At 73.5% G+C, this 20,926-nt stretch carries 18 protein-coding genes; 10 read left to right on the top strand and 8 right to left on the bottom strand.

Annotation, left to right across the window (positions count from 1 at the left end; genetic code table 11):
- Positions 1 to 176: 176 nt before the first annotated feature.
- Positions 177 to 1,166 (top strand): hypothetical protein, encoded by a 990-nt coding sequence (locus GA0070564_RS29200; protein WP_176730559.1) that lies wholly within the window; start codon positions 177 to 179, stop codon positions 1,164 to 1,166.
- Positions 1,167 to 1,496: 330 nt separating this feature from the next.
- Here the strand turns inward: GA0070564_RS29200 and GA0070564_RS06905 are convergent, their stop codons facing one another.
- Positions 1,497 to 2,183: an NUDIX hydrolase gene (locus GA0070564_RS06905; RefSeq protein WP_091604010.1), complete on the bottom strand. Its 687-nt coding sequence runs from the start codon at positions 2,181 to 2,183 to the stop codon at positions 1,497 to 1,499.
- Positions 2,184 to 2,258: 75 nt separating this feature from the next.
- On the opposite strand from GA0070564_RS06905, the gene GA0070564_RS06900 reads away from it, so the two are divergent.
- Both GA0070564_RS06900 and GA0070564_RS06895 read left to right on the top strand, forming a co-directional pair.
- Positions 2,259 to 3,362 carry an SPFH domain-containing protein gene (locus GA0070564_RS06900; protein WP_091604007.1) on the top strand — a complete coding sequence of 368 codons (1,104 nt, stop codon included), beginning with the start codon at positions 2,259 to 2,261 and terminating at the stop codon, positions 3,360 to 3,362.
- On the top strand, positions 3,359 to 4,270 hold the full coding sequence (locus GA0070564_RS06895; protein WP_091604005.1) for an NAD(+)/NADH kinase: 912 nt from the start codon (positions 3,359 to 3,361) through the stop codon (positions 4,268 to 4,270). The genes GA0070564_RS06900 and GA0070564_RS06895 overlap by 4 nt, the downstream gene beginning before the upstream one ends.
- A gap of 10 nt (positions 4,271 to 4,280) precedes the next feature.
- Here GA0070564_RS06895 and GA0070564_RS06890 read toward each other — a convergent pair whose 3' ends face one another.
- The 3 genes from GA0070564_RS06890 to GA0070564_RS06880 are packed head-to-tail and all read right to left on the bottom strand — an operon-like array spanning position 4,281 to position 9,066.
- A complete protein-coding gene (locus tag GA0070564_RS06890; protein ID WP_091604710.1) occupies positions 4,281 to 5,489 on the bottom strand; it encodes a hypothetical protein in 1,209 nt (402 codons plus the stop codon).
- 56 nt (positions 5,490 to 5,545) lie between these two features.
- On the bottom strand, positions 5,546 to 7,210 hold the full coding sequence (locus GA0070564_RS06885) for a GTPase (RefSeq protein WP_091604707.1): 1,665 nt from the start codon (positions 7,208 to 7,210) through the stop codon (positions 5,546 to 5,548).
- Between the two features lie 17 nt (positions 7,211 to 7,227).
- Positions 7,228 to 9,066 carry a GTPase domain-containing protein gene (locus tag GA0070564_RS06880; RefSeq protein WP_091604003.1) on the bottom strand — a complete coding sequence of 613 codons (1,839 nt, stop codon included), beginning with the start codon at positions 9,064 to 9,066 and terminating at the stop codon, positions 7,228 to 7,230.
- 208 nt (positions 9,067 to 9,274) lie between these two features.
- Here GA0070564_RS06880 and dnaK point away from each other — a divergent pair, with 208 nt between their 5' ends.
- The 5 genes from dnaK (at position 9,275) to GA0070564_RS06855 (ending at position 14,063) form a co-directional block, all read left to right on the top strand.
- The gene (gene dnaK / locus GA0070564_RS06875) at positions 9,275 to 11,134 is read left to right on the top strand and encodes a molecular chaperone DnaK (protein WP_091603999.1); all 1,860 of its coding nucleotides are present in this window, start codon (positions 9,275 to 9,277) and stop codon (positions 11,132 to 11,134) included.
- A gap of 47 nt (positions 11,135 to 11,181) precedes the next feature.
- The gene (grpE, locus tag GA0070564_RS06870) at positions 11,182 to 11,931 is read left to right on the top strand and encodes a nucleotide exchange factor GrpE (RefSeq protein ID WP_091603997.1); all 750 of its coding nucleotides are present in this window, start codon (positions 11,182 to 11,184) and stop codon (positions 11,929 to 11,931) included.
- 85 nt (positions 11,932 to 12,016) lie between these two features.
- A complete protein-coding gene (gene dnaJ, locus GA0070564_RS06865) occupies positions 12,017 to 13,210 on the top strand; it encodes a molecular chaperone DnaJ (protein ID WP_091603995.1) in 1,194 nt (397 codons plus the stop codon).
- 31 nt (positions 13,211 to 13,241) lie between these two features.
- Positions 13,242 to 13,685, top strand: coding sequence for a heat shock protein transcriptional repressor HspR (locus GA0070564_RS06860; protein ID WP_091603991.1), 444 nt, complete (start codon positions 13,242 to 13,244; stop codon positions 13,683 to 13,685).
- A gap of 168 nt (positions 13,686 to 13,853) precedes the next feature.
- The gene (locus tag GA0070564_RS06855; RefSeq protein WP_091603988.1) at positions 13,854 to 14,063 is read left to right on the top strand and encodes a hypothetical protein; all 210 of its coding nucleotides are present in this window, start codon (positions 13,854 to 13,856) and stop codon (positions 14,061 to 14,063) included.
- Positions 14,064 to 14,140: 77 nt separating this feature from the next.
- Here the strand turns inward: GA0070564_RS06855 and GA0070564_RS06850 are convergent, their stop codons facing one another.
- From GA0070564_RS06850 to GA0070564_RS06835, 4 genes are all read right to left on the bottom strand, one after another.
- Positions 14,141 to 14,572 carry a hypothetical protein gene (locus GA0070564_RS06850; protein WP_091603985.1) on the bottom strand — a complete coding sequence of 144 codons (432 nt, stop codon included), beginning with the start codon at positions 14,570 to 14,572 and terminating at the stop codon, positions 14,141 to 14,143.
- A 178-nt stretch (positions 14,573 to 14,750) separates the two neighbouring features.
- Positions 14,751 to 15,962: a cation:proton antiporter gene (locus tag GA0070564_RS06845; protein WP_091603982.1), complete on the bottom strand. Its 1,212-nt coding sequence runs from the start codon at positions 15,960 to 15,962 to the stop codon at positions 14,751 to 14,753.
- Between the two features lie 5 nt (positions 15,963 to 15,967).
- A complete protein-coding gene (locus tag GA0070564_RS06840; RefSeq protein ID WP_091603979.1) occupies positions 15,968 to 16,465 on the bottom strand; it encodes a cation:proton antiporter regulatory subunit in 498 nt (165 codons plus the stop codon).
- Positions 16,466 to 16,520: 55 nt separating this feature from the next.
- Positions 16,521 to 17,573, bottom strand: coding sequence for a Fic family protein (locus tag GA0070564_RS06835; protein ID WP_091603976.1), 1,053 nt, complete (start codon positions 17,571 to 17,573; stop codon positions 16,521 to 16,523).
- Positions 17,574 to 17,758: 185 nt separating this feature from the next.
- Here GA0070564_RS06835 and clpB point away from each other — a divergent pair, with 185 nt between their 5' ends.
- Together clpB and GA0070564_RS06825 are read left to right on the top strand one after the other, a co-directional pair.
- A complete protein-coding gene (gene clpB / locus GA0070564_RS06830) occupies positions 17,759 to 20,350 on the top strand; it encodes an ATP-dependent chaperone ClpB (protein WP_091603973.1) in 2,592 nt (863 codons plus the stop codon).
- 115 nt (positions 20,351 to 20,465) lie between these two features.
- Positions 20,466 to 20,843 (top strand): hypothetical protein, encoded by a 378-nt coding sequence (locus tag GA0070564_RS06825; protein ID WP_091603970.1) that lies wholly within the window; start codon positions 20,466 to 20,468, stop codon positions 20,841 to 20,843.
- The last annotated feature ends 83 nt before the right edge of the window (positions 20,844 to 20,926 follow it).

The following is a 20,926-nucleotide window of genomic DNA, read 5'->3' as shown; positions in this document are numbered from 1 at the left end:
CGCTTTGTCGCTTGGAAGATTCACGCCGACGGACATTTTGTGTGTCGACACGCTGTGCCGGCTGGTGAACTGAACGTCACTGGTCCAAGCTGGTGTGGCAGATGCGTCTTAAGTGGTCTTTGTCCGTTTAGGGCCGCGCCCGACCATCGCCCGTGTCGTCGACGAGGAGTGTGCCGGTGTCCGATCAGAACGACGGCCCCGGCGTGCCCCTGCTCGGCCGGCACCGCGCCGGCGCCGGCTACCGCCGGGTGGTCGGCGTCCACCGGGCCCCCGGATTCACCGGCCCGACCCGGGGCTACCTCTTCACCGTCGCGCTGCTCGCCGGTACCGCGTCCATGCCCATCCTCGCCGCGATCAGCGCCGGCTCGGCCACCGTCGGCAGCACGGCCCTGCCGGACAGTGGCACCCCCTTCATCCCGACCCCGTCCGTGGGCCCGGTGGTGATCCAACCCCCGTCGACCGGCCAGCCCGCCGCGCCGCCGAGCCGCCCGGTGCCGGTGGTGCCGACCGGCTCGGTCCCGCCGGCCCCGCCGGTCCCGGCGCCGGACGCGGAGGCCCCCGACCCGACCGCACCCGCCGCACCGGATCCCGAGCCCGCCGTACGCGCCCCCGCTCCGGCCGGCCCGGTGGCCCGGCCCGCGCCCCGGCGCCCCGCCTCCCCGGCGCCCCGCCCCCCGCGCCCCTCGCCGACCCGCTCGGCCACCCCGCCGCCGACCACGCCACCCCGGCCGAGCCCGCGGCCCACGCCCAGCCCGACGCCGCCCCCGCCGCAGTCACCGCCCCCACCGCAGTCGCCGACCCCGGAGCCCACCCCGAGCCCGACGGTCACCCTCTCCGAGCCGGTGCCGTCACCGAGCGGGAGCAGCCCCGACGGTTCCTCCGGTACGCCCACCGACCCGTCACCCACCGCCACTCTGATCCCGACGGCCACCGGCACCCCGACGGCGACCGTGGCCCCGACGACCACCACCGGCACCCCGACGGCGACCGTGGCGCCGCCGACCACCCTGGCCCCGACGGCGACCGTCACCCCGCCGGCGACCGTCACTTCGACCACCGTCATCCCGTCGGCCACCGCCACCCTGGCGGTCGCCGTCGCGTCGGCTCCTTCCGCCGTCCGGACGGTCACGGCGGGCTCGGCAGTCGCGGCCTTCCCGACGGCGTAGTGGCGACGGCAGGGGCTGTTGAGCTTCCTGTCGACCTGATGGCGTAGACGACTCAAGCTCGGCGCGCGGCATCCGAGGGGCGCGGCCCATGTCCGAGGGGCGCGGCCGATGTCCGAGGGGCGCGGATCGCATCCGGTGGGTGAGTCGTTCGCGCCATCAGGTCGACAGGAGCCGCGACCCCTCATGTCCGGGCGTCGGCGCGAAGGGAACTGGGTCGGAGGGCACCGACCCTGCCCGGGTCGCGGCAGGCCGGGCAGCAGAAGGCGCCCCCGCCCGGACATGCGGCGTCCCGTGCCGTCCGGGCGGGGGCGGCGTTCGGAGCGAGAGGTGTCAGCGGTGCTGGCGGAGCATGGCCGGGTGCAGCACGGTGGCCGGACCGCGCCGGAACAGCTGCGCCGGCCGCCCCCGGTCGCCCTCGGTGGAGCGGCCGACCGGCTCCACGAAACCGGGCGTCCCGGTGACCTTGCGGTGGAAGTTGCGGGGGTCGAGTCGGGTGTCCCAGACCGTCTCGTAGACCGCCCGCAGCTGCGCCACGGTGAACTCCGGCGGGCAGAAGGCGGTGGCCAGCGGGGTGTACTCCAGCTTGGCCCGGGCCCGTTCCAGCCCGTCGCCGAGGATCCGGTCGTGGTCGAAGGCGAGCCGGCCCCGGGCGACCTTCGTGACGGGCACCCACTCGGCTGCGGCCGCGTCGGTGCCGGCGACCGGGGTGGGCAGGTCCGGTAGCAGGGCGAGCCAGGCCACGGTGACCACCCGGCCGCGCGGGTCCCGCCCCGGGTGGCCGTACGTGCCGAGCTGTTCCAGGTGCCCGGCGGGTTCGGGGAGGCCGGTCTCCTCGGCCAGCTCGCGGACGGCCGCGTCGGGCAGGTCCTCGTCGATGCCGACGAAGCCGCCGGGCAGCGCCCAGGCCCCCTCGTACGGGGGGACGCCGCGGCGGACGAGCAGCACCGACAGCTCGTCGGCGCGGACGGTCAGCACCACCAGGTCGGCGGTCACCGCGAAGGGCGGGTACTCGGCCATCTCTTTATCACCACCTTGACGATAACCTACCAGAGTGTTTATCGTCTGAGTGACGAAAAGGGGAGGGCGAGAATCATGGCCGACATTTCGAGGCGACTGTTCCTGCGACACCTGCGCGGGACCCCGACCACCTGGGTGCGACTGGGGGTGGGCGGCCGGGTCCGGCGCGAGGGCGTCGGCCTGTCCTTCTGGTACCGGCCGCTCAACGCGGTGCTCAGCGAGGTGCCGGTGGACGACCGCGAGCTGCCGCTGCTGTTCCACGCCCGTACCGGCGACTTCGCCGACATCACCGTGCAGGCCACCGTGACCTACCGGGTGGCCGACCCGGCGCGCGCCGCCGGCCGGCTGGACTTCTCGGTCGACCCGCGCACCGGCAAGGCCCGGGCCCGGCCGCTCGACCAGGTAGCCACCCTGCTGGCCGAGCTGGCCCAGCAGCCGGCGCTGGACCTGCTGGCCCGGGTGCCGCTCGCCGAGGCGCTGACCACCGTCGCGCCGGTCCGCGAGGCGGTCGCCACGGCGCTGGTCGACGAGCCCCGGCTGACCGACCTGGGGGTCGCGGTGGTCAGCGCCCGGGTGGTCGCCGTCCGGCCCGAGCCGGAGCTGGAACGCGCGTTGCAGACCCCCACCCGCGAGGCCGTCCAGGTGCAGGCCGACCGGGCCACCTACGCCCGCCGGGCCCAGGCCGTCGAGCAGGAACGGACGATCGCCGAGAACGAGCTCCAGAACAAGATCGAGCTGGCCCGCCGGGAGCAGCAGCTGGTCGAGCAGCACGGCGCGAACACCCGACGCCGGGCCGAACTCGACGCCGCCGCCGAGCTGGCCACCGCCCAGGGCAAGGCGGAACGGGAGAAGGTCGCCAACGCGGCCGCCGCCGAACGGGCCCGGGTGCTGGCCGCCGCCGAGGCGGAGAAGGAGCGGGTGCTGGCCACCGGCACCGCCGAGAAGGAGCGCTCGCTCTCGGCCGCCCGCGCCGACGGCGTACGCGTGGTGGGGCACGCCGAGGCCGAGGCGGAGGCGGCGAAGCTGGCCGCGTACGCGGAGCTGCCGCCGGAGGTGCTGCGGGCCCTGACCGTCCGCGAGCTGGCCGGCCGGCTCCCGCAGATCGGGCAGCTCACCGTCACCCCCGACGTGGTGACCGACCTGCTGGCCCGGCTGGCCGGGCCGGCGACCGGCCGATGAGCGCGACCCTGGCCCCCCGGGTGGTCGTGGTGAGCCGGCGCAGCGAGCTCGACGAGCTGCTGGCCCGGCACGGCACCCGGGCGGCCGCGGCCTGGTACCTGCGCGAGCGGGGCCGGGACCTGGCGGAGGTCGTCGACCGGCACGACGCCCTCCAGACGGCGCTGACCACGGTCGGCGCCGCCATCCCGGCGGACTGGCGGCGCGGCGCGGTGGACCGGGCCGACCTGCCCCGGTTCCTGTTCGGGCCGGAGGACGTGGTGGTGGCGGTCGGGCCGGACGGGCTGGTCGCCAACGTGGCGAAGTACCTGGACCGGCAGCCGGTGGTCGGCGTGGACCCGGAGCCGGGCCGCAACGCCGGGGTACTGGTCCGGTTCACCGCCGGGCAGCTCACCGGCCTGCTCCCGGCACTCGTCGCGGGCGCCGCGCCGACCCGGCGCCGGACCATGGTCCGGGCCGCGCTCGACGACGGGCAGGAGCTAGTCGGCCTCAACGAGGTGTACGTCGGGCACGCCTCCCACCAGTCCGCCCGCTACCAGCTCACCGTGCCCGTGGCGGGGCGGGCACGGCGGGAACGGCACTCCTCCTCCGGGGTCGTGGTCGGCAGCGGTACGGGGGCGACCGGCTGGTGCGCGTCCATCGCGCGCGACCGTCCGGGTGCGCCACCGCCGCCCGCCCCGGGGGAGGAGGCCCTCTGCTGGTACGTACGCGAGGCGTGGCCGTCCCCGGTGACCGGGGCGACCCTCACCGCGGGCCGCCTGGGCGGGAGCGACCGGCTGGAGCTGGTCGCCGAGTCCGACGGCCTGGTCGCCTTCGCCGACGGCCTGGAGGCCGACCGGTTGTCCCTCACCTGGGGTCAGCGCCTCACCGTCGACGTCTCCCCCCGCCACCTGACGCTGGTCGAACCCTGACCAGGGCCGGTCAGGTGTCGGTGAGGCGGTCCCGGTTGGCCTCGATCCAGGCGTCCAGGGCGGCCGGGTCGTCCGGGTCGACGCCGTCGGCCATCAACTGGGCCACCGCCGCGGTGGCGGGGCTGCGCCGCTCGCCGGTGCTGTAGAGGCGGGCGAACTCTCCGACCAGCTCCTCGATCACCCGGTCGGTCTCGGCGGCGGCCCGCGCGGGCAGGCTTCGCTGCCGGGCCGCGTACGCCGCCCAGGCGCGCAGCACCCGGGGCAGCATCGCCGCGTCGTCCATGTCGAGCACCGCCCGCCGGTGCACCCAGTCCAGCAGGAACAGCTCGGCGACCATCGGGCTCCACCGCATCGGGTCGCCGTCGGGGAAGCTCGCCGCGTGGTCCAGCAGCAGGCTCAGGCAGAAGTGCAGCGAGGCCAGGTCGTCACCGGCGATGGTGTCCAGGCCGAAGCGGGTCGCCTCGGGCGAGGCGAGGAACGCCCGGACCAGCGCGGTCCGGTCCACCTCCGGCGGCGTGGGCGGGGTCGCCGCCGCGCCGGCGGGCAGCAGGGCCAGCCGGGCCCCGGCCAGCGCCCGGTCGGTGCCGAGCGAACCCTCGGCGGGCAGCTCGCCGAGGTCGTCGGTGATCGCCAGGTGCCGGGTCACCTCGGCCCGCATCCGGGCCGGGTCCTCCTCCCGGAACCAGGTCAGCTCGTCGGCGGTGCACAGGTCACGGGCCTGCTCCACCACCCGGCCGGCCGGGCCGCCGACGAAGATGTCCTTGGTGATGCCGATGTTGTGGTCGACCAGGGCCACCAGCGCGTGCTCCGGACCGCCGGCCTCCTCGTCGTCGTAGGCGAAGGTGGCCAGGTAGGAGGTCTGGTCGCCGTACACGTCGCCGTAGCACCAGGCGCCGGTGAGCCGGACCCGGCCGAGCTGGCCGGCCCAGGCGGGCGTCGCCGCGCCGGGACGGACCTTGGCGGTCCCCTCGGCGTCGGGGACGAGCGCGGCGAAGACGGAACGGATGGTGGTGGCGGCGGCGCTGCGCCGGCGCGCGGTGGCGGCCAGGAAGCCGGAGACGAATTCGCGTACGGCGGTCTCCCGGTCGGTCTCCGCGATCGCGTAGACGCTGCCGAGCAGCGCGGTGCCGAGCATCTCCGCGTCGAAGGCGCAGTCGAGCCTGGTCACGTCGCGGGCGGCGTGCAGCACCGCCTCGTAGGGGGTCTGTGGCGAGGCCATGGCACCGACCCTACGCCGGGTGTCGGCCGGCAGCCCGATCCGCGACGCCGCCACGCTCAGCGGCGGGCCGCCTCGCGCAGCGCCTCCCGGGCCCGGCCGTAGCGGGCCAGCACCGCCCGGACCGGGTCGAGCACGTGCTCCTCGCCGACCGTGGCGACCGCGGCGGTGAGCCGCTTCTCCGCCCGCCGCCGGGCCCGCCCGGCCGCCCAGCCGATCACCGGCCGGGCCAGCGCCGCCACCAGCAGCCCGGCCAGCAGGCCGCCGAGGAGCAGCACGGTCGGCAGCGGCACCTCGCCGACCCGCGGATAGTCCAGGGCGGGCAGGCCCAGGGCACGCAGCGCGTAGCCCGCCGCCAGCCAGAGCAGGCCGGCCAGCGCGGCCAGGGTGACCAGCCACTGGAGGCCGCCGACCAGCCGCCACCACACCGGGCGGCGGTCCATGCCCAGGTCGGTGTTGGCCACCGCGCGGTCCAGCGCGTCCGGCAGGTCGCCGAGGCGGGACCGGGCCGCGGTGGTCACCGCGCCCGGCCAGGGCGCCGGCAGGCCGGCGGAGGAGCGGTCGGCCACCGATCGGATCGCCAGCCCCAGCGCCGAGCGCTGGGCCACCGTCGGATCGGGTACGGAGGTGGCGGCGACCAGGCTCTCCTGCGGCGCGTCGGCCCCGGCGGCCGGTCCGGGCAGGTGCAGCCGGCGCAGCGGATCCGGTCGCAGCTTGCGCCAGGCGCGGACCAGCGGCCAGCCGGTCGACCCGACGGCCCGGTGCCGGTACGCGCCCCGCACGGCGTCGGCGACCGCCGGCACCCCGGCCGTGCCGGCCAGCGCCCGGGTCAACTCCCGGCCGGCGGCCTCGTCCGGCCCGGTGGCCGGCGCGTCGGCGGAGACCAGCTCGTCCAGCCCGGCGACCACCGTGTCGACGTCCCCGGAGAGCCGGCGCAACGCCGCCTGGCGTTCGGCGACGGCGCGCTCCAACGCCTCCCGCAGCGCGGTCATCCCGGCCGGGTCGACGGCCACGGTGGCGTGCAGCGGCACCCCGGCCAGCCCGTCGGCGTCGAGCAGTCGGCGCAGGTCGGCCAGGACCCGGGGCAGCTCGGCCGGCGGGAGCCGGTCGGCCTGGTTCAGCACCACCAGGGTGACGTCCCGGTGCCGGTGGAACTCGCGCAGGTAGCTGGTGTGGATCACCCGGTCGGCGTACTTCTGCGGGTCGACCACCCAGACCACCAGGTCGACCAGGCCGAGCAGCCGGTCAACCTCCAGCCGGTGGGACCGCTGCACCGAGTCGAAGTCGGGCAGGTCGAGCAGGACCAGCCCGTGCAGGTCGGTCTCGTCGTCGGCGTCCAGCGCGCTCTCCCGGACGAACCGGTGCCGGGGCAGCACCCCCACCCAGTCGAGCAGCCGGTTGGCGCCGTCCAACGCGCCCCAGACGCAGGCGTGCGCCACCCCGGTGGTCGGGCGGCGGACGCCGACCGGGGAGAGGTCCAGCCGGGCCAGGGCGTTGAACAGGCTGGACTTGCCGCTGCCGGTGGCGCCGGCGAGCGCCACCACGGTGTGCTCGCGGGAGAGTTCCAGCCGGGTGCCGGCCCGCTCGACGACGGTGTGCGCGGCGACGAGCTGCGCGTCGGGCACCTGGCCGTCGACGGCGTCGAGGAACCGGCGTACCGCGGTGAGGCGATCCACCAGGGCGTCCGCGTCGACCCGCTGGTCGCCCCGGATCGCCTCCCGCATCCGGCCGACGAAGTTGGTCACCGGGCCTCACCCTCGTAGGCGGTCGCTCCGGGCAGGGCGGGTCCGCCGGGGCGGCTCAGCCCGCTGCGGTGCCGGGCCACCTCGACCCGGCCGGCGGCGCGGCGCAGCGCGTCACCGGTGTCGGTGGCGGGCCGGGCGTCGGCGGTCCGGGCGAGGAAGCGTTCGGCCTCGGAGTCGAGCAGGCCGCGTACCCGGTCGAGCAGGTCCTCGCGGGCCTTGGCGGCGAGGTTGCGGACGGCCTGGTCGCCGAAGATGGCCTGGAGCACCGCCTGCGCGGCGACGGTGGTGCCGGCGCCGGTGGCCACCTCCAGCCCGGTCGGGATGAAGGCCGTGGAGGCGAAGACCGCGATCATGACGGCCAGTCCGGTGGCGTTGACCGCGTACGCCGCGGTGCGGGCCACGAAGCGCCGGTCGCCGCCCTCGACCCGAACCAGCTCCAGCACCCCGCGCTGCCAGTCCCGGACCAGCCGTTCGGCCCGCGCCGGCAGGTCCTCGGCGGCGTGCGCCAGCGGGGGTTCGAGCAGCGCGGCGCCCGCCGGATGCGCCTTCCAACCGGTGTACGCGTTCTCGGCGGCCTCGGCGGAGACCCCGCGCAGCAGCGTGATCAGCTGCGACTCGATGGCGGTGGAGAGTTCGGCGGCGGGTGCGGGACGGCCGGTCACCGCGGCGAGCACCCGGTCCCGGAGCCGGCCGATCCGGGCCTCCAGGGTGCGGAACAGCTCCCCGGTGCCGACGAACTCCTGCCAGCGGGCGAGCACCTCGCCGCGGAGCAGCCGGCCGTCGGAGAGCCCCTGCTCGACCGTGCGGTGCGCCCCCCGGTACGCCGCCCGGACCCGCTCGTCCAGCGCGTCGGCGGCGGCGACCTGCTCGTCGGCGGCGTCGGCCAGTCCGTCGACCCGCGGGTGCAGCGCGCCGAGCGCGCCGTCGAGGGTCTGCCGGACCACCGCGGCGCGGGCGTCGGCGTCCGCAGCGAGCCGGGCGAACCAGGAGGCCAGCGGGGCGGTCACCTTGTCGGGGAGCAGCCCCTGCCCGTCCACCCAGGTCTCGGGGAGGACGAAGAGCGGCGCCGAGCCGAGATCCTGCGCGGCGAGCATCTCCTGGAGGTGGGCGGCGATCTCGTCGGCCGCCTCCGGGGGCACCCGGTCGAGCACCATGGCGATCACCGCGCCCCGGCCCCGGGCGCTGCGCAGCAGCTCCCACGGGACGGCGTCGGCGTAGCGGGCGGCGGTGGTGACGAAGAGCCAGAGGTCGGCGGCGGCCAGCAGTTGGCCGGCCAGCGCCCGGTTGGCGTCGACCACCGAGTCGATGTCGGGGGCGTCGAGGAAGGCCAGCCCGGGTGGGAGCGCGGGCGCGGTGACCAGGTGCAGGGTGCCCGGGTCCTCGCTGGGCTCGTTGGTGCGGGTGAGGCCGGGCAGCAGTTCGCCCTGGCGGAACCAACCGGAGTCGGCCGGGTTGCAGACCAGCACCGGGGAGCGGGTGGTCGGGCGGAGCACCCCCGCCGCGCTGACCCGGGCCTGGACGAGGCTGTTGACCAGGGTGGACTTGCCGGCGCCGGTGGACCCGCCGACCACCACCAGCAGCGGCGCGTCGAGCCGGGCCAGGCGGGGCAGCAGGTAGTCGTCGAGTTGGTCGGTGAGGCTGCCGGCGGTGCGCCGGGCGGGTTCCGCCGAGGGCAGGGCCAGCGGGAACCGTGCCGCGTCGATCGCCGCCCGCAGGCCGGTCAGCGCGGCGGGCAGGCCCTCGACGGGCGGTGCCTCGCCGCCCTCCGACGGGCCGGTACGGGCGGCGACGGCGGGCGCGCTGGCTGCGGTGGCGGGATCGCCGTGCGTCGTCACCGCTAAAGCGTGCCCGACCGACGCAAGAGAAGACAACCGGACGGTAGTAACGGTCGGGTTGCGTCGGGTCCGCTCAACCTCGACTTGCGGTTTGGCGGGGGCGTGGCACTATTGAGTCAAGTTCACTCAACTTGTGGTGTGGTCGCGGACAGTGACCCGCCGGGCAGGCCCTCCGACCTGCCCACCCTTACGAAGCGAGGAAGCGAAGATGGCACGTGCGGTCGGTATCGACCTCGGCACGACGAACTCCTGCGTCAGCGTTCTCGAGGGCGGTGAGCCCACCGTCATCGCCAACGCTGAGGGCTCGCGGACGACCCCGTCGATCGTCGCGTTCGCCCGCAACGGCGAGGTGCTCGTCGGTGAGGTCGCCAAGCGCCAGGCGGTGACCAACCCGGACCGGACCATCCGCTCGGTCAAGCGGGAGATCGGCACCAACTGGTCCGTCGACATCGACGGCAAGAAGTACACCCCGCAGGAGATCTCGGCGCGCACGCTGATGAAGCTCAAGCGGGACGCCGAGGCCTACCTGGGCGAGCAGATCACCGACGCGGTGATCACCGTCCCGGCGTACTTCAACGACGGGCAGCGTCAGGCCACCAAGGAGGCCGGTGAGATCGCCGGCTTCAACGTGCTGCGGATCGTCAACGAGCCGACCGCGGCCGCCCTGGCGTACGGCCTGGACAAGGGTTCCAAGGAGCAGACCGTCCTGGTCTTCGACCTGGGTGGCGGCACCTTCGACGTCTCCCTGCTGGAGCTCGCCGAGGGCGTCGTCGAGGTCAAGTCGACCTCCGGTGACAACCACCTCGGTGGTGACGACTGGGACCAGCGGATCATCGACCACCTGGTGAAGACCTTCCGGGGCGAGCACGGCATCGACCTGGCCCAGGACAAGATGGCCCTCCAGCGCCTGCGCGAGGCGGCCGAGAAGGCCAAGATCGAGCTGTCGGCGGCCACCACCACCAACATCAACCTGCCGTACATCACCGCCGGCGCGGCCGGCCCGCTGCACCTCGACGTGACGCTGAGCCGCGCCGAGTTCCAGCGGATGACGCAGGATCTGCTGGACCGCTGCAAGGGCCCGTTCGAGCAGGCCGTGAAGGACGCCGGGATCAAGGTCTCCGACGTCGACCACGTCATCATGGTCGGCGGTTCCACCCGGATGCCGGCCGTGACCGACCTGGTCAAGCAGCTCACCGGCCGCGACCCGAACAAGGGCGTCAACCCGGACGAGGTCGTCGCCGTCGGCGCCGCCCTCCAGGCCGGCGTGCTCAAGGGCGAGGTCAAGGACGTCCTGCTGCTCGACGTGACCCCGCTGAGCCTGGGCATCGAGACCAAGGGCGGCATCTTCACCAAGCTGATCGAGCGCAACACCACCATCCCGACCAAGCGCTCCGAGGTCTTCACCACGGCCGACGACAACCAGCCGTCGGTGCTGATCCAGGTGTTCCAGGGCGAGCGGGAGATCGCTGCCTACAACAAGAAGCTCGGCACCTTCGAGCTGACCGGCCTCCCGCCGGCGCCGCGCGGCGTGCCGCAGATCGAGGTCACGTTCGACATCGACGCCAACGGCATCGTGAACGTGCACGCCAAGGACCTGGGCACCGGCAAGGAACAGAAGATGACGATCACCGGCGGCTCCTCGCTGCCGAAGGACGACATCGAGCGGATGCGCCGGGACGCCGAGGAGCACGCCGACGAGGACAAGCGTCGCCGGGACGAGGCGGAGACCCGCAACGTCGCCGAGGCGCTCCAGTGGCAGACCGAGAAGTTCCTCGCCGAGAGCGGCGACAAGCTGCCCGCCGAGAACCGGGAGCAGCTCAACGAGGCGCTCGGCGAGCTGCGCGGCGCCCTCGGTGGCCAGGACATCGAGGCGATCAAGTCGGCCCACGAGCGGCTGGCGCAGGTCTCCCAGCAGGCCGGTTCCCTGCTCTACTCCCAGCAGCAGGGCGAGCCGGGCGCCCCGGGCGCGGCCGGTCCGGGTGCGGGTGCGGGTGCGACCGGTGGCCCGCAGGCCGGCGGCCCGGACGACGTGGTGGACGCGGAGATCGTCGACGAGGACAAGAAGTGACGGTCCGTCCCGCACCCCACATCACGGCAGAGGGATGAGGTAGCCGCATGACGGAGAAGCCACGAGCCGCCGACCCGGGCACCACCGGCTCGGCGCCGGGTGGCTCCGCGCCCGCCGGGAAGTCCTCCGGCGAGGAGCGGGTCGTCATCCGCAACAACCGCAAGATCGGCAAGGCCGCGGAGGCGCCCGCCGCCGCCGACGCCGGGACGGACGTCCCGGCCGAGGGCCTGGTCGAGGAGGGCGAGATCGTGGTCGACGAGATCGAGGCCGAGGCCGACTCGGTGGACGGGCCGACCCCGGCCGGCCCGCCGGTGGTGGACGCTCCGGCCCAGCCGGCCGAGGGCGGCGGCGGTTCGCCGCTCGGCGCCGAGCTGGAGTCGCTCCGCGCCCAGCTGGACGAGCGGACCCGGGACGTGCAGCGGGTGTCGGCGGAGTACGCCAACTACCGCAAGCGGGTGGACCGGGACCGCGGCGTGGTCCAGGAGCAGGCGACCGGCTCGGTGCTCGCCGCGCTGCTGCCGATCCTCGACGACCTGGACCGGGCCCGGGAACACGGCGACCTGGTCGGGCCGTTCGGCACGGTGGCCGAGCAGCTGGTCACCGCGCTCGGCAAGTTCGGGCTCACCCCCTTCGGTGAGCAGGGCGACCCGTTCGACCCGACCCGGCACGAGGCGGTCGCGCACCAGACGTCCGCCGACGTGACCGAGCCGACCTGCGTACAGATCATGCGCCGGGGTTATCTGCTCGGCGAGCGGCTGCTGCGACCCGCGCTGGTCGCGGTGGCCGATCCGGAATAGTGATCGACCGTGTCCTGGTCGCCCCGGCCGCCGCCCGACGGCGGCCGGGGTGGCCGGGGCACGTCACTCGAAAGGGGGTGGACCGGTGAGTTCCAAGGACTGGATCGAGAAGGACTACTACGCCGTGCTGGGCGTGGAGAAGTCCGCCTCCTCGGACGAGATCAAGAAGTCGTACCGGAAGCTGGCCCGGCAGTCCCACCCGGACCACAACCCCGGTGACCCGTTGGCCGAGGAGCGGTTCAAGGCCGTCTCCGAGGCGTACGCGGTGCTCGGCGACGACAAGAAGCGCCGCGAGTACGACGAGATGCGCTCGCTGTTCGGCTCGGGCGCGTTCCGCCGCAGCGCCCGCGCCGGTGGCCAGCCGGGCGGCGGTGTGCCGTTCGACGTCTCCGACCTGTTCGGCGGCGCCGCCGCCGGCGGCGACACCCGCTTCGGCGGCGGCGGCTTCACCGACCTGTTCAGTTCGATCTTCTCCGGCGGCGGTGGTGGCGCCGGTGGCCCGGCCCGTCCCCGCGGTCCGGCCCGCGGGCGGGACGTGGAGGCGGAGGTCGCGCTCGACTTCGGCGACGCCGTACGCGGTGTCACCCTCCCCCTGACGCTGCGCGCTCCCGGGGTCTGCGACACCTGCCACGGCAACGGTGCGAAGCCGGGCACCCAGCCGGTGACCTGCCCGGTCTGCCACGGTGCCGGGGTGACCACCCGCAACCAGGGGTCGTTCAGCTTCTCCGAGCCGTGCCGCAACTGTCAGGGCGTCGGCACGATCGTGGAGGAGAAGTGCCCGGAGTGCCATGGCACCGGCGGGGTCACCAAGACCCGCACGCTGAACGTCCGGGTGCCCGCCGGGGTGGCCGACGGGCAGCGGATCCGGCTCGCCGGGCGGGGTGAGCCGGGTGATCGGGGCGGCCCGGCCGGCGACCTCTTCGTGCACATCAAGGTCCGGCCGGACGAGCTGTTCGGACGCACCGGTGACGACCTGACCCTCAACGTGCCGATCACGTTCACCGAGGCGGTGCTCGGCACCGACCTGCGGGTGCCCACCCTCGACGGGACGGTGACCCTGCGGGTTCCACCGGGTACGCCGTCGGGTCGGGTGCTGCGGGCCCGGGGCAAGGGGGTCGTCCGCCGCGACGGCCAGGCCGGTGACCTGCTGGTCACCCTGGACGTCGTGGTCCCCGCGAAGGTGTCGGACGAGGCCCGTGCGGCGTTGGAGACGTTCGCCGAGCAGAGCCCGCCGGCGGCACGGGAACATCTTGACGCGCGGGTGCGTCGATTCAGTTGACCCCACGGCGGTACGTGCGGAGGTGAGCGGGATGTCGAGCGAGTACGTCGGTTCGGATGACGCCGGGTACGAGGCCAAGGTTCTGATGATCTCGGTCGCGGCGCGGATGGCCGGGATGCATCCGCAGACGTTGCGCCAGTACGACCGGCTCGGCCTGGTGCAGGCCGGCCGGGCCACCGGTGGTGGCCGTCGGTACAGCGTCCGGGACGTGGTGCTGCTGCGCGAGGTGCAGCGACTCAGCCAGGACGAGGGGGTCAACCTCGCCGGGGTCAAGCGGATCATCGGCCTGGAGCGCCTGCTGGAGCAGGCCCAGCAGCGGGTGGCCCGGCTGGAGGCGGAGCTGGACGCCGCGTACCGGCGGATCGCCGAGCTGGAGTCCGGGCTGGGCGGCTTCCCGCGCGGTGACCTGGTGCCGACCTCGCGCACCTCGACGGCGCTGGTCGTCTGGCGCCCCCGCCGCAACCCGGAACGCTGACCGCCCGACTCCCCAATCCTCCGCGAACGGCGGTGTCCCCACCCGGGACGCCGCCGTTCGCCGCATCTCGGGGTTCTCCACCGATCTCCTGCGGCGGCTCCGGCCGTTCCGCTAGCCTCGGAAACAGGTCCAACCAACTCAATCCGGACTCCAATGGCAGGGGGAGCCATGGCGGAATCGGCGAAGAAGGTTGCCCAGCAGGCGGAGGACCGGCTCGAGAAGGTGGCCGAGAACGTCCGGGAGAGATTCGACCGGGTCACCGAGGGCCGCTTCGCCGACCGGATCAAGAACGGCAGGTTCGCCGACCAGGTCGACCACGGCGTCGACCAGGGGCGAAACGAGGCGAGACGCCGCGACCAGGGCGGATCGGAAGGCTGACGATCCGCCGACGTGCGGGCCGGGACCCACGGGGGGTCCCGGCCCGTTCGCCGTCCGGCGTGGGCCCGGCGGTGCGGTCAGCCGATCTTGCGGTCCTCCCGGACCAGGCCGCCCTCGCACCAGTCCCGGTAGACGAAGAGCTGCGGGCGGGCCAGCAGCACCCGGCTGTTGTGCGCCCAGGTCCGCATCGGCTCGTCGCCGGAGCGCTCGGCCTGCTCGACCAGCTTGCGGAAGCGCCGCTTCGGGTGGGCCCGGAAGTTCGTCCGGATGCCGTCGGCGGCGTAGATGTAGAGGCAGTGCAGCGCGAACCGGCGGGCCGGGCAGGCCGGGTCCATCGCCAGGTCGAAGAGGGTGACCACCAGGTGGTCACCGGCGACCAGCAGGTCCCAGTCCGGCGGCATCGAGGCCAGCGGAACCGAGTCGGGCTGGTAGGCCCACGACCGCAACTCCGCCGGCGACGGGTCGACGGGGTTGGCGAAGCCGTGGAACGTCGACTCCTGCACGGTCAACCGGCCAACCTTCCGCGTTCGCCCGCGGGGGGCACCCGCCACCCGCGAGCCCTGCCTGCTGGGGCGACACGGTAGCGCGCCGCTGGCCTGCGGCGGAAGCCCCGGACCGGGAGTTCTTCCCCACCGGATGCCGGGGCGGGTCGACCGGACGGCCGACCCGCCCCGGCGCTCGGGCGGCTCAGTCGCCGGTCGGCACCGGGGTCGGCGGCCGGCTCGCCACCGCGCGCCGCCGCAACCACGCCTTGAACCAGGCGAAGTCGGGCAGCCGGGCCAGCATCGGCCCGGTCACCACGGTGATCAGTACGTACGCCGTGGCCAGCGCGGCCAGCCGGGGATCGACCGGATGGGCGGCGGCGACCGCGAGCCCGGCGATGACGATGGAGAACTCGCCGCGCGGCATCAGCGCCAGGCCGGCCCGCCAGCGGCCGGGCTCGGCGATGCCCACCCGCCGGGCGGCCAGATAGCCGGTGAGCAGCTTCGTCGCCATGGTGACCACGGCCAGCGCCAGCGCCGGCAGCAGCACCGGCGGCATGTCCTTCGGGTCGGTGACCAGGCCGAAGAAGACGAAGAAGACCGCCGCGAAGAGGTCCCGCAGCGGGGAGAGCAGCTCGGTGGCGTGGTGCGCCACCGGCCCGGAGAGCGCGATGCCGACCAGGAACGCGCCGACCGCCGCGGAGACCTGGAGCTCGGCGGCCAGGCCGGCGACCAGCAGGGTCAACCCGAGCACGCCGAGCAGCAGCGCCTCCGGGTCCTTGGCGGAGAGCGCGGCGGAGATCAGGTGGCCGTACCGGATGGCGACCACCAGCACGACGACCACGGTGAGCACCGCGACGCCGAGCGCGACGCCGCCCTTGACCAGGCCGACCCCGGCCAGCAGCGCGGTGACCAGGGGCAGGTAGAGCGCCATGGCCAGGTCCTCGATGACCAGCACGGAGAGGATCACCGGGGTCTCCCGGTTACCCACCCGGCCCAGGTCGCCGAGGACCTTGGCGATCACGCCGGACGACGAGACCCAGGTGATGCCGGCGAGCACCACCCCGGCCACCCAGCCCCAGCCGAGCAGCATCGCGAACGCGAAGCCGGGCAGGGCGTTGAGTGCCGCGTCGATCAGCCCGGCGGGGGCCGCCGAGCGGAGGTTGCCGACCAGTTCGTTGGCGCTGTACTCCAGGCCGAGCATGACCAGCAGCAGGATCACGCCGATCTCGGCGCCGACGGCGAAGAACTCCTCGCTGGCGTTGAGCGGCAGCAGCCCGCCGTGGCCGAAGGCGAGCCCGGCGAGCAGGTACAGCGGGATGGGGGAGAGGCCGAAGCGCCGGCTGAGCCGCCCGAGCAGGCCGAGCAGGAGCAGCAGGGCGCCGACCTCGATGAGCAGTTTGGCGGTTTGGTGCATACGCGTCAGCCGTCCGGAGTCTCGGCGAGGATCGAGGTGACCCCGTCGAGGCCCTGACGGGTGCCGACCACGACCACCACGTCACCGGCCGCGAAGCGGAAGGTGGGGTCGGGCGACACGTTGACCTCGCCGTTGCGGAGGACCGCCACGATCGAGGCGCTGGTGCGGGTGCGTGCCTTGGTGTCACCGAGCCGCTTGTTGACGTACTTCGACCCGGCCGGGATCACGATCTGCTCGGTGAGCAGGCCGGCCGCCTGGTCGCGCAGTCCGGCGAGCTGGCCGAGCATCAGCGACGCGCCGAGGATGTCGGCCAGCGCCTCCGCCTCGTCGTCGGTGAGCGGGATGTCGTGCTGGCAGGAGTCGGGATCGTCCGGGTCGTACAGGACGAGGTCGCGGCGGCCATTGCGGTGGGAGACCACGCCGAGCCGGCGACCGGACTCCGTCATGAGGTCATGACGGACACCGATTCCCGGGAGGGGGGTCTGTTCGACACGTACTCGCACCCGGGAGAGGCTACCCGGCGTACGCCGTGCAGGCCGGACGCCGGATGGGATCCGATCATCGGACTGCGCGTCGCCACGTCGCGCCGCGTCCCAGCCCCTCTGGGAAGATGGCGCCCTCCCGACGGAGTCGATCGAGGACCACGCGGATGGTCGGATCGCTCACGCCTGGTAGTGCGGTGCGAATGTCTGCCACCCGGAACACGAGAGGTGCGTGGTTCAGGACATAATCGCGTACCCGGTCCTGCTTGGAACCGTCGGAGCGGTCCGCGGCCGCCCGTTGCGCGAAGGTGCGGTAGGCGTTGGCGAGGACATCCACGAAGTAACCCAGCCAGGGCCATGGATCAGCCTGATCCTCGTGCCAGCCGTGGGTGGAGTCCAGCAGCGCCTGGTAGTAGAGGTCTGCCGTCTCGGCGATCCGTTGTTCCAGGCTGACGTAGCGGGAGACGGTGTAGCCCGCCTCCATCAGCAGAGCATTGGTCAGTGCCCGGGTCACCCGTCCGTTGCCGTCCTCGAAGGGATGGATGACAAGGAGATCTAGCGCGAAGAGGCCCACCAGGAGCACCGGGTGGTGGCGCTGAGCGGACGCCTCGTGGCGGTAGCGGTCGATGAGCTCCGAGACGTAGAAGGGGGTGTCTGCGGCTTGCACCGGGCGGAAACGAACGGTGAGATCACCCGCGGCGTTGCGATCGACGACGAGGTTGTCCTCGGTCTTGAACCGACCTCCGGGTCCCGCTGTGTGGGCGAACAGCATCTTGTGCAGGTGCAGCAGCAGGCCGCTGTTGAGCGGACGCCACGAGCTCTGAAAGAGGTAGTCCTGGGCATCGCGGTATCCGGCCAGTTCCTGTTCGCTTCGGTTGCGCAGGTGGCTGACCCTGCCGGCGAGGATCCGATCCGCGCGTGCCCGATCCGGCACCACCACCCCCTCGATCGCTGACGAGGCGGTGATGCTGGCCACCCTCGCACGGTTGGCCAGCTGGCTGAGGAGACCGGGCAGCTGGTCGCGGTAGAGCGCTTCCGACCCGCGGCCCACGTCCACGGTGAGCAGCGCGTTGACCACCGCACCGGGGACCTGGCCGATCAGCACGTCGAGGTTGGCGAAGCTTCGCATCGGAGCCACCTTGCTGGGAACTACATAAGAGGCGTGCTGAATATTTAGTTTATGTAGTTCCCTTGGGTAGTTCCGACGCGCGGTACGCGCCCAGGAGTGGCGACCGTCACATCTGTGGAGTTGAGCGGAATAGGCTCAACTCTGGTTGTGTCCTTCCTAGTGGACACGCCGATCCGGGGGAGCCCATGAACACGGAACGCCTCACCACCAAGAGCCGCGAGACCATCACCGGTGCCGTCGCCCAGGCCAACCAGCGAGGGCACGCCACCGTGGAGCCCTGGCACCTGCTGCTCGCCCTGCTCGACACCGAGGGTTCGACCGCCGCCGGCCTGCTGCGCGCCGTCGGGGCCGACCCCGCCGAGCTGCGCCGGGTCGCCCAGCGCTCGGTCGACGCCCTGCCAGCCGCGCGCGGCTCCAGCATCGCCGAGCCCACGCTGGCCCGCGAGTTCGTCAACGCCATCGGTGCCGCCGAGCAGATCGCCCGGCCGCTGGGCGACGAGTACACCTCCACCGAGCACCTGCTCGCCGGCCTGGCCCGGGTGGGTGGCGCGGTCTCCGTCGCGCTGCGCAACTCCGGCGCCACCGAGGAGAACCTGGTCGCCGCCTTCCCGACCGTGCGGGGCGGGGACCGGCGAGTCACCACCGCCGACCCCGAGCAGACCTACCAGGCCCTGGCCAAGTACGGCGTGGACCTGACCGCCAGCGCCCGGGACGGCAAGATCGACCCGGTGATCGGCCGGGACTCCGAGATCCGCCGGGTGATCCAGGTGCTCTCCCGGCGTACCAAGAACAACCCGGTGCTGATCGGCGAGCCCGGCGTCGGCAAGACCGCGATCGTCGAGGGCCTGGCCCAGCGGATCGTGGCCGGCGACGTGCCCGAGTCGCTGCGGGACAAGAAGCTGGTCTCGCTCGACCTCGGCGCGATGGTGGCCGGCGCGCAGTACCGCGGCCAGTTCGAGGAGCGGCTGAAGTCGGTCCTGGAGGAGATCAAGAACTCGAACGGCCAGGTCATCACCTTCCTCGACGAGCTGCACACCGTCGTCGGCGCCGGCAAGGGCGAGGGCTCGATGGACGCCGGCAACATGCTCAAGCCGATGCTGGCCCGCGGCGAGCTGCGGATGGTCGGCGCGACCACCCTGGATGAATACCGCGAGCACATCGAGAAGGACCCGGCGCTGGAGCGCCGCTTCCAGCCGGTGCTGGTCGGCGAGCCGACCATCGAGGACACCATCGGCATCCTGCGCGGCCTCAAGGAGCGCTACGAGGTGCACCACGGCGTACGGATCACCGACGCCGCGCTGGTCGCCGCCGCGTCGCTCTCCGACCGCTACATCACCGACCGGTTCCTGCCGGACAAGGCGATCGACCTGGTCGACGAGTCCGCCTCCCGGCTGCGCATGGAGATCGACTCCCGGCCGGTCGAGGTGGACGAGATCGAGCGGGCGGTCCGCCGCCTCGAGATCGAGGAGATGGCGCTGGCCAAGGAGCCGGACGCCGCCTCCGCCGAGCGGCTGGAGCGGCTGCGCAAGGAGTTGGCCGACAAGCGCGAGCAGCTGACCGCCCTCTCCGAGCGCTGGCAGACCGAGAAGAGCCACATCACCAAGCTCTCCACCGCCAAGGAGGAGTTGGAGCGCCTCGGCGGCGAGGCCGAGCGGGCCGAGCGGGACGGCGAGCTGGAGCGCGCCGCCGAGCTGCGCTACGGGCGGATCCCCGCCCTCAAGGTCGAGCTGAAGCAGGCCGAGGAGGAGCTGGCCGGGCTCCAGGCCGACGGCGCCATGCTCAAGGAGGAGGTCGGCGCGGACGACATCGCCGCCGTGGTCGCCTCCTGGACCGGCATCCCCGCCGGCCGGCTGCTGGAGGGGGAGACCGCCAAGCTGCTCCGGATGGAGGAGTCGCTGGGCTCCCGGGTGGTGGGCCAGGCCGAGGCGGTGGGCGCCGTCTCCGACGCGGTGCGCCGGGCCCGGGCCGGTGTCGCCGACCCGGACCGCCCCACGGGCAGCTTCCTCTTCCTCGGGCCGACAGGTGTCGGCAAGACCGAGCTGGCCAAGGCACTCGCCGAGTTCCTCTTCGACGACGAGCGGGCCATGGTCCGCATCGACATGAGCGAGTACGGCGAGAAGCACTCCGTGGCCCGCCTGGTCGGCGCCCCGCCCGGCTACATCGGCTACGAGGAGGGCGGCCAGCTCACCGAGGCGGTGCGCCGCCGGCCCTACTCGGTGATCCTGCTGGACGAGGTGGAGAAGGCCCACCCGGACGTCTTCGACATCCTGCTCCAGGTGCTCGACGACGGTCGGCTCACCGACGGCCAGGGTCGTACGGTCGACTTCCGCAACGCGATCCTGATCCTCACCTCCAACCTCGGGTCGTCGGTGATCAGCGACCTGACGCTGGCCGAGGAGCAGCGCCGGGAGGGCGTCCTCGCGGTGGTCCGGTCGCACTTCAAGCCGGAGTTCCTCAACCGGCTCGACGACATCGTGGTCTTCGCCGCCCTTCAGGGCGCCGACCTGCGGGCCATCGTGGACATCCAGCTCGACCGTATGCGAAGCCGTCTTGCGGATCGTCGCCTGGCGCTGGACATCACCGAGTCCGCACGTGGGTGGCTGGCCGAGCACGGGTACGACCCGATCTACGGCGCCCGGCCGCTGCGCCGACTGGTCCAGTCGGCGATCGGCGACCAGCTCGCCAGGGCGCTGCTCGCCGGCCAGATCCGTGACGGCGACACCGTCCGGGTCGACCTCGCCGACAGCAAGGACGCCCTGGCGGTCACCGCCGCCTGAGGCGTAAGCAGGGGCCCCTTCTTAACGCATCTGGTATAGGAGGGGCCCCTTGTTAACGCGTCGAATGCCTTGATCCACAGGGTGAGGACGGGGCCGGCGGGGAAAGGATGAGGGCATGTTGGGCATGGGGAAGAAGGACAAGGAACTCGACGCCGCCGTCAAGGAGTTGGCGAAGGCCGACACCGTGGCGTTCGGCGGGGTGGGCATCGCCTCGCAGGTGCTCCCGGTGACCGAGGCGTACCGGCGGGTCGAGGCGGCGCTCGGCGAGCACCCGCAGGAGGCCCGCAAGCAGGTCCGCTGGCTGCTCAAGCACGGCTCACCGGCCGGCAAGGCGTACGCGGCGACGCTGCTTGCGGCCGTCGACCCGGAAGCCGGGCGGGACGCCTGGAAGGAACTGCGCGACGACAAGGGCGAGTTCACCACCTTCACCGGTTGCGTGATGAACAAGGCGACCCTCCGGGAGTACGCCGCCGACCGCCTCGCGGCCGGCTGACCCCGCCGGGCCGACGTGCCGCGGGTCACTGTTCGGTCACTCAGGATTCCTCCGGTGTCGCCGGATGCGGGCGGTTGTTACCG

Source organism: Micromonospora mirobrigensis, assembly GCF_900091555.1.
GTDB lineage: Bacteria > Actinomycetota > Actinomycetes > Mycobacteriales > Micromonosporaceae > Micromonospora > Micromonospora mirobrigensis.
This window is presented reverse-complemented; position numbering and strand designations above follow the sequence as displayed.